Source organism: Mesorhizobium sp. M7A.F.Ca.US.006.04.2.1, from assembly GCF_004022915.1.
In the GTDB taxonomy this organism is placed as follows: domain Bacteria; phylum Pseudomonadota; class Alphaproteobacteria; order Rhizobiales; family Rhizobiaceae; genus Mesorhizobium; species Mesorhizobium ciceri.
Window position 1 is genome coordinate 1 of the sequence record NZ_RZQA01000228.1, and the last position, 7,794, is coordinate 7,794.

Here is a 7,794-nt window from a genome sequence, read left to right on the forward strand (position 1 = left end):
TGCCGGAAAGCCTGTCCGAACATGTATGTGCGGGTGACCGCCTTCGATTCGACCAAGGGCTGGGAAGCGCCGCGCATGTCGTTCATTGTCAACCGGCCGCCCAGCGAACCCGGGTTCCGGCTGCTGCGCCAGGAGCGTGACGGCCGCAGCCAGGGTTATTCGATCGTGCCTTATGCGACCGACAGGCCCGAGGGCGAGCGGAGCTAGCCGAACCATGCTGAACGCGATGACAAAGGACGCTGCCGCACAGGACGCGACGGTCGATCTGCAGGCCGAGTTCGAGGCGTCCAACATCGACGAGGTGATGGACAAGCTCGACCGAGAACTCGTTGGCCTGAAGCCGGTCAAGACCCGCATCCGCGAGATCGCCGCCCTCCTCCTGGTCGACCGGCTTCGCCGCAGGTTCGGACTGACATCGGGCGCGCCGACGCTGCACATGAATTTCACGGGAAATCCTGGCACCGGAAAGACCACGGTGGCGCTGAGGATGGCCGAAATCCTGCATCGTCTGGGTTATGTCCGCGAAGGCCACATGGTCGCCGTGACTCGCGACGATCTCGTCGGCCAGTATGTGGGCCACACCGCGCCCAAGACCCGCGAGGTGATCAAGCGTGCCATGGGCGGCGTGCTTTTCATCGACGAGGCCTACTATCTCTACAAGCCAGAGAACGAACGCGACTACGGCCAGGAATCGATCGAAATCCTGCTGCAGTGCATGGAGAACAACCGTGACGATCTGGTTGTGATCCTTGCCGGCTACAAGAACAAGATGGACCGCTTCTTCGACAGCAATCCCGGCATGCGTTCGCGCATCGCCCACCACCTCGACTTCCCCGACTATGGCGTCAGCGAACTGAAATCGATCGCCGAGATTATGCTCGCGGAGCAGAATTATCGCCTCAGCGAGGCGGCGTCCCAGGCGCTCGAAGAGTATCTTCCGATCCGCATGAGGCTGCCGCATTTCTCCAACGCGCGTTCGGTTCGCAATGGGCTTGACCGGGCGCGGCTGCGGCAGGCTAACCGGCTTTTCGCATCGCGCAGCCGGGTGTTGACCAAGGCCGATCTTATCACCATCGAGGAATCCGACATTCGCGGCAGCCGCGTGTTCGCGGAAGGGAAACTGGAAGGCGAACCGGAGACGAAGATGCGCTGACAGGACGAAGCGGCCGGCGCAGCGACCAACACCGCAGACAGAATTGGAGACGACGACCATGGTCACCGGGACAATCATCGCACCCTCCGTGCTTTCCGCGGATTTCTCGCGGCTCGGCGACGAGGTCGAAGCTGTCGTGCGGGCGGGTGCCGACTGGATCCATCTCGACGTGATGGACGGCCACTTCGTGCCCAACATCACCTTCGGTCCGCCGGTGATCAAGGCGATCCGCGACCGAACGGACAAAATCTTCGACTGCCATCTGATGATCGCGCCGGCCGACCCCTATCTGGCCGCCTTCGCCGACGCCGGTTGCGACATCATCACGGTGCATGCAGAGGCCGGGCCGCATCTCGATCGTTCCCTGCAGGCGATCAAAAATCTCGGCAAGAAGGCCGGCGTATCGCTGAATCCTTCGACGCCGGAGAGCGTCATCGAGTATGTGCTCGACAGGCTCGATCTGGTGCTTCTGATGACGGTCAATCCAGGCTTCGGCGGCCAGGCCTTCATTTCCGCGGTCATCGAGAAGATCAGGCGAATCAAGGCATTGGTTGGCCACCGCCCGATTGACATCGAAATCGATGGCGGCGTCACGGCCGAAACCGCCCCGCTGGTCGCCGCGGCCGGCGCCAATGTGCTGGTCGCCGGGTCGGCCGTGTTCAAGGGAGGCGCCGAGGCGGCCTACCGCGCCAACATTGGAACCATCCGACAGGCGGCCGACGGTGCGATCCGGAAAGCCGCGTAAACCATTTCATCGGAGGCAAGCATGGCGGCCGTTCCCCCTGTCTGCGATTTCGGCTGGCGCGCGATCGATGCCGTTTTGCCCGGCGTCGACGGCAGGTCGCATTCGATCCTCAGCCAGGCCGGCCCGAATGGCCTGGTCGTGGCCTTCATCTGCAATCACTGCCCTTATGTGAAGGCGGTGATTTCACGTATCGTGCGCGATGCCAACGACCTCAAGGCCGAAGGTATCGGCTTTGTCGCAATCAACTCGAACGATGCCGACACCTACCCGGAGGATTCCTTCGAGCAAATGAAGCTCTTCGCCACGACGAACGGCTTCAGCTTCCCTTACCTGCACGACCAGCGCCAAACTGTAGCGCGCGATTACGTGGCGGTGTGTACTCCCGATTTCTTCGGGTTCAACAGCGAGTTGGGATTGCAATATCGCGGTCGGCTGGACGCCTCGCGACGAGAAGCCGGAGCGCCCGGGCTGAGACGCGATCTGTTCAAGGCGATGAAGCAGGTTGCCCGAACCGGCGACGGGCCGCTGGACCAGGTCGCCTCGATCGGCTGCTCGATCAAGTGGAAGGATGACGCATGAACGTCGGCGCAGGTAGGCCGCTTCGATCGCCGAAGGCGATCCTGTTCGACCTCGACGGCACGCTGGTCGACTCGGCACCGGACATAGCGGCCGCCGTCAACGAATTGCTGGCCAGCCGCGATCTGCCGCCGCTGCGCCTGGACCGGGTCAAGGCCATGATCGGCGGCGGTGTCAGGAAACTGATCGAGCGAGCCTTCGCGGCATCGGGAGCGCCACTGCTCGGCAACGCTCTCGATGAGGCAAACCGCGTCATGGCGCCTATCTACCGCCGGCACCTGACCGGCCTGACAAGGCTGATGCCTGGCGTCAGGGAGGCCCTCACCCACTTTCATTTGGGCGGAGTAGGCATGGGGGTGGCAACCAACAAACCGCAGTTGGCGACCCGCGAAATCCTGCTTCATTTCGGATTGACGGAATATTTCGGTGCGATCGTCGGCGGAGACGCGGTGACATACCTGAAACCGGCGCCCGATGCCCTGCTGCTGGCGTTGGCACAGCTAGGCGTCGACCCGGGTGACGCGCTGCTGGTCGGAGACAGTGGCGCTGACCTGGGCGCCGCACGCGCCGCCGGCATGCCCGTCATTCTGCTGCGTGGCGGCTACAGCCACATTCCGGTGGAAGAGCTTGGCGCCGATCTTGTTTGCGACAGCCTTTTCGATCTGCCTTCGGCAATGCAGGGGCTGCAAGCCGATGCGTAGGCGAACGCCGGCCGAACGCAAGTTCGAACGGCCGGCGGCGCGCTATTTCGAGAATTGCTTCAGATAGGCGATGACATTGGCGATGTCTTCGTCCTGTTTGAGGCCGACAAACGCCATCTTTGTTCCTTTGACCATGGCCTTGGGATCGTGAAGGTAAGTCTTCAGCGTGGGTTCATCCCATTTGACGCCGGACTTGCCTGCCGCGACCATCGCCTGAGAATAGCTGAACCCCGGGTGCGTGCCGGCTGTTCGGCCGATGACGCCGTTCAACGACGGGCCGACCTTGTTCTTGTCCTGGTCGGCGACATGGCAGACCTTGCATTTGGCGAAGACCTTCTCACCCGCCGCCGCATCCTGTGCCTGGGATTGGCTCGCGATGAAGGGCACAACGGACATGACTGCGAAAAATGCGATTGCGCGCATGGTATTTCCTCATTGATCGTCTGGGTGCCCTGGACGATTTGCGCATGCCGATCCTTTGATCCGTCGGCATGCGCCTTACGCGGTGGCGTGGAAATTCCGCTTCTCCCGTGGAGCCGCGCCGCGTCACCTGGAAGCTAATCGGCATGTTGTGAAAGTCAATCGTACAAAGGTTTAGAGGCCTGGGTGCTCAAGGATTCTGCCCATTCGTCTTTGTTGACGACTATCGGGCGAGCGCGTAGCTTGACCTCATTCCGGTTTCTCCATTGGCACCTTGAGAAATCCGGCAAGTGGCGGTTTTGTCCTGGCTCCTGGTTGGGCTGGACTCGCCGAGATGGGCGTTTGGGAACGCGCAAGAGGTGCTGAATGGACATGGTCGATCTCATATTGACGGTTTGCCTCAGCGCCAATCCGAGCAATTGCCGAGACGAACATCTCTATTTCGAGAGCCGCGGCACCCTGTTCCAATGCATGTTCCTTGCCCCCAGCGAAATCGCGAAATGGTCTCAAGAACACCCGACCCTCAAGGTCATGCGCTGGAAATGCGCATTTCCGAGCAAGGAACGAGCCATCTGATTTGGCAGCGCGGAACCCTGGGGAGGAGGTGTCATGATGGTTTCACGGCGCATGACGTTGCGTCTGGCGGTTCTCGGGACAGCCGCTGTTCTTGCTACCAGGCCAGCCGTTGCGGCAGCCAGGATTCGCCTCGGTGTGCTGAAGTTTGGAACCGTGAGTTGGGAACTCGATACGCTACGGCAGCACAAGTTCGATGCCGCGAACGGGATCGATCTGGAGATCATCGACTTCGCCGGCGAGGATGCAACCAGCGTCGCGATGCAGGCTGGCGCGATCGACATGATCGTCTCCGACTGGCTGTGGGTCTCGCGCCAGCGCTCCGAAGGCGGCGACCTCACATTGTTCCCCTATTCCACCGCCGTGGGCGCGATCATGGTGAAGGAGGGTTCACCGATCCGGACGGTCGCCGATCTCAAGGACAAGAAGATCGGCGTCGCCGGCGGCCCGCTCGACAAGAGCTGGCTGCTGATACAAGCGCTGACCAGACGCGATCTCGGCGTCGACCTGTCGGCAACCAGCGACATCGTCTTTGGCGCGCCGCCGCTGATTTCGGAAAAGGCGATACAGGGCGAACTCGATGCAGTGCTGAATTTCTGGCATTTTTGCGCCCGTCTCGAGGCCAATGGCTTCCGTCGATTGATCGGCGTGAATGACGCGGCAAAGACGCTTGGGGCTCTGGGACCCGTGTCGGCGCTCGGTTACGTCTTCCATGACCAATGGGCGAACGAGAACCCCGATGCCGTCAGGGGGTTCGTAAGGGCGTCCGCGCAAGCCAAGGACTTGCTGGCCAGATCCGATGACGAATGGCTGCGCCTGGCGCCGATCATTCGCGCGGAAGGCAAGGAACTGGAAAAACTGCGCGATCGCTATCGTCAGGGCATTCCCAGACGGTCGGTCGCCGAGGAAGCGGCTGACGCCGGCAGGCTATACCATGTGCTGGCGGCGATCGGCGGCGCGAAGCTGGTCGGCAGCGCGCCGGAGATGGCGCCCGGCACATTCTGGCAGGAACCCTGGAAATGACCGCATCGGAAACCGACGGCACGCGTGATGCCCCGCCGAGCATGTCCGGCCGACGCAGCCTGGCGACGGCACTGGCGCCCGCGCTGACCGTAGCGGTTTCCCTGCTCGGGCTTTGCCTGCTGTGGAACCTTGCGGCAGGCGTCTGGCCAAGCCGTGCCTTTCCAGGACCTGGGCAGGTCTGGCAGGTGCTTCTCAGGGAGGCTGCGAGCGGCGACCTCTTTTACCATCTCGGCGTGACCCTCGGCCGGGTCGCCGCAGCATATATCGTCGCAATGATCATCGGATCCGTCATCGGCGTTTTGCTCGGCAGCTATCGTCGCGTCGACCGTTTTTTCAACCCGTGGGTGATCCTGTTCCTCAACATCCCGGCGCTGGTGGTCATCGTCCTCGGCTACATCTGGTTCGGCCTCAACGAGGCGGCGGCGATCGGCGCGGTGGCAGTGAACAAGATCCCGAATGTCGTGGTGACGATGCGTGAAGGCGCCAGGACGCTTGATCCAAGCTACGCCGAAATGGCCACCGTCTATCGCTTCGGCCGCCTTGATCGCATCCGCCATATCCTGCTGCCGCAATTGCAGCCCTATCTTGCCGCCGCGTCGCGATCCGGCATCGCCCTCATCTGGAAGATCGTCCTGGTCGTCGAACTGCTCGGCCGCTCGAACGGTGTCGGCTTCCAGATCCATCTCTATTTCCAGCTTTTCGATGTCGCCGCCATTCTTGCCTACACGCTGGCTTTCGTGGCGGTGATGCTTGTCATTGAACTTCTCCTGGTGCAGCCCGTTGAACGACATGCAACCCGTTGGCGCCGTCGTCCCGCTTAAGGTCGACATCGCCGAAAAGACCTTCAGGTCCGCGCGAGGCGTCTCGATCACGGCGCTTCAGGACCTTTCCTTCGAGGTCCGGCAAGGCGAATTCGCCTGCTTGCTTGGACCGTCGGGCTGCGGCAAGACCACGACGCTGCGTATCCTGCTTGGCTTGGACAAAGACTTTTCCGGCTCCTTCCAGTTGCCGCAAGGAGGTTCGAACCGCATCGCCGCCGTATTCCAGGAACCGACCCTGCTGCCGTGGCGAACGGTGGAGCAGAATGTCAGGCTGGCGTTGCCGAAAAGCTTGAGGGCGAAAAATCTCGACGGGCTGTTCGACACGCTCGGCCTCGCGGCCATGCGCTCGCTCTATCCTGCCGAACTGTCGCTCGGCCTTGCGCGCAGGGCAGCACTTGCCAGGGCTTTCGCCACGGAGCCGGCGGTGCTTTTCCTGGACGAACCCTTTGTCTCGCTCGACGAACAGACCGCCGAGCGGCTTCGGCATCTGCTTTTGACCGTGTGGTCGGAACGGCCCACGACCGCCTTGATGGTGACGCACAATCTACGCGAGGCACTGATGCTCTCGGACCGCATCATCGTGCTCGCGCCGCGGCCAACCCATGTGCTCGGCGTGTTCGACGTACGGTTGCCACGGCAACATCGCAATTCGCAGGTGATGAGCGACCTTCTGCGGTCGTTCCATCATAGATTTCCGGACGTCACCTGATCGCCTGCAGGTGAAATGCATATCGGAGGCCTTCATGTCGATCGATCGGCTAAGACGCAGGCTTGTGCGTGGCTTCGCCTGTACCGCCGCCAGCGCCGCCTTGATGCCGTGCTGCCTCGGACGAGCCGCGGCTGGCAACCTGGGATTCTCGCTCAGGCAGATCGCCGACGGCGTCTTCGCCTTCCAGGGCACGGATGAATTGATGACCGCCGCCAACGACGGTGCGATCTGCAATCTGGGCGCCGTCATCGGTACCGATGCGGTTGCCGTCATCGACAGCGGTGGCAGCCTGATCGAGGCGCACGCCTTTCTCGCCGCGATCGGAAAGGTAACCGCAAAGCCGGTTCGCTTCCTGGTCAACACCCACATGCACCCCGACCACATCTTCGGCAATGCGGCATTCCGGGAGATCGGCGCGACCATCGTCGGTCACCGCAATCTGCCGCGCGCCCTCGACGCGCGTGGCGCGTTCTATCTGCACAACTATCGCGAACAGCTTGGCGAGGCGCTGATGGAGGGGGTCGAGATCGTGTCGCCGACCAGGCTGGTCGACGATCACCTGCAACTCGACCTCGGCGGGCGCACGATCGAACTGCGGGCATGGAAGGCGGCGCACACCGACAACGACCTGACCGTATTCGATACCACGACCAGAACGCTCTTTGCCGGCGATCTGGTGTTCATGGGCTCCTTGCCGACGCTCGACGGATCACTGCTTGGATGGCTCCGCCAGATGGATGCACTCACCGCGATCGACGCCGCGCGCGTCGTTCCAGGTCATGGTCCTGTAACGGCCGACTGGCCACAGGCACTGGCGGGGGAGCGACGCTATTTCGAGGTTCTGGCGCGCGATATCCGCAAGGCGATCGCCGACGGAACGCCGCTGCGCGAAGCAGTCAAAACCGCAGGCGGAAGCGAACGGGACAATTGGCACCTGTTCGACGATTACAACGAGCGCAACGCAACGGCCGCATTTGCCGAACTCGAATGGGAATAGACGACGCCGACATGCGCTAGGCGGCCGCAAAGCACGGCGATTTGCCAAGGCGTCGCCAAAGGCTTATCCTCAACGC

Annotated in this window: 11 protein-coding genes; 10 read left to right on the forward strand and 1 reads right to left on the reverse strand. The window is 62.2% G+C overall.

Annotated features, from left to right (window positions below):
* The 5 genes from EN925_RS14415 to gph form a co-directional block, all read left to right on the forward strand.
* The coding region (locus EN925_RS14415) for a ribulose bisphosphate carboxylase small subunit (RefSeq protein ID WP_206632827.1) at window positions 1–207 on the forward strand (207 nt) is incomplete at its 5' end.
* 7 nt (window positions 208–214) lie between these two features.
* Entirely contained in the window at window positions 215–1,153 is a 939-nt protein-coding gene (gene cbbX / locus EN925_RS14420; protein ID WP_013532058.1) for a CbbX protein, read from the forward strand.
* A gap of 58 nt (window positions 1,154–1,211) precedes the next feature.
* Window positions 1,212–1,898, forward strand: a complete 687-nt coding sequence (gene rpe, locus EN925_RS14425; RefSeq protein WP_013532059.1) for a ribulose-phosphate 3-epimerase — start codon at window positions 1,212–1,214, stop codon at window positions 1,896–1,898.
* A 21-nt stretch (window positions 1,899–1,919) separates the two neighbouring features.
* On the forward strand, window positions 1,920–2,477 hold the full coding sequence (locus EN925_RS14430) for a thioredoxin family protein (RefSeq protein ID WP_127370566.1): 558 nt from the start codon (window positions 1,920–1,922) through the stop codon (window positions 2,475–2,477).
* Window positions 2,474–3,175, forward strand: coding sequence for a phosphoglycolate phosphatase (gene gph, locus EN925_RS14435; protein ID WP_127384920.1), 702 nt, complete (start codon window positions 2,474–2,476; stop codon window positions 3,173–3,175). Before EN925_RS14430 ends, gph begins: the two co-directional genes overlap by 4 nt.
* Before the next feature lie 42 nt (window positions 3,176–3,217).
* On the opposite strand, the gene EN925_RS14440 is transcribed toward gph, so the two are convergent.
* Window positions 3,218–3,598 carry a cytochrome c family protein gene (locus EN925_RS14440; protein ID WP_024504374.1) on the reverse strand — a complete coding sequence of 127 codons (381 nt, stop codon included), beginning with the start codon at window positions 3,596–3,598 and terminating at the stop codon, window positions 3,218–3,220.
* Window positions 3,599–3,961: 363 nt separating this feature from the next.
* Here EN925_RS14440 and EN925_RS14445 point away from each other — a divergent pair, with 363 nt between their 5' ends.
* From EN925_RS14445 to EN925_RS14465, 5 genes are read left to right on the forward strand one after another with little or no spacing between them, the layout of a single operon-like run.
* Window positions 3,962–4,171: a hypothetical protein gene (locus EN925_RS14445; RefSeq protein WP_013532063.1), complete on the forward strand. Its 210-nt coding sequence runs from the start codon at window positions 3,962–3,964 to the stop codon at window positions 4,169–4,171.
* Window positions 4,172–4,204: 33 nt separating this feature from the next.
* Window positions 4,205–5,191, forward strand: coding sequence for an ABC transporter substrate-binding protein (locus tag EN925_RS14450; RefSeq protein WP_127384921.1), 987 nt, complete (start codon window positions 4,205–4,207; stop codon window positions 5,189–5,191).
* Complete coding sequence (locus EN925_RS14455) at window positions 5,188–6,012, forward strand: ABC transporter permease (protein ID WP_027162619.1); 825 nt, start codon at window positions 5,188–5,190, stop codon at window positions 6,010–6,012. Before EN925_RS14450 ends, EN925_RS14455 begins: the two co-directional genes overlap by 4 nt.
* A complete protein-coding gene (locus EN925_RS14460) occupies window positions 5,981–6,721 on the forward strand; it encodes an ATP-binding cassette domain-containing protein (protein WP_064995363.1) in 741 nt (246 codons plus the stop codon). The genes EN925_RS14455 and EN925_RS14460 overlap by 32 nt, the downstream gene beginning before the upstream one ends.
* Window positions 6,722–6,755: 34 nt before the next feature.
* Window positions 6,756–7,718: a quinoprotein relay system zinc metallohydrolase 2 gene (locus EN925_RS14465; RefSeq protein ID WP_127368064.1), complete on the forward strand. Its 963-nt coding sequence runs from the start codon at window positions 6,756–6,758 to the stop codon at window positions 7,716–7,718.
* Window positions 7,719–7,794: the final 76 nt, after the last annotated feature.